1 pseudogene is annotated in these 230 nt (G+C 58.7%); it reads left to right on the top strand.

Annotation, left to right across the window (positions count from 1 at the left end):
• Positions 1-164, top strand: a pseudogene (locus SB786_RS37965) (branched-chain amino acid ABC transporter permease); the annotation flags it as partial.
• Positions 165-230 lie beyond the last annotated feature (66 nt).

The raw sequence follows: 230 nt of genomic DNA, 5'->3' as shown, positions 1-230 counted from the left end.
GTAGCGCCTTTGTCGGCACTGCCGAGACGCTGCTCAGCTATCGGGTGGATCCGTCGCTCGCCTCGGCGATTGTGCTGGTCCTTTCCATCGTTCTGATTCGTTTCCGCCCACAAGGTCTGTTGCCCGGCTTTAGCGCCGCGCATCAGCTTCACGGTAAAGGTTAAGTCATGCTCCAACCACCTATTGCACACGTGCGCCGCTGGTTGTGGCAGCCGGCAATGAACATCGAA

It is taken from the genome of Burkholderia sp. SIMBA_062, assembly GCF_046534765.1.
Taxonomy (GTDB): Bacteria; Pseudomonadota; Gammaproteobacteria; order Burkholderiales; family Burkholderiaceae; genus Burkholderia; species Burkholderia ambifaria.
The sequence above is the reverse complement of the archived record's forward strand: the minus strand, read 5'-3'. Positions and strand labels throughout refer to the sequence as shown.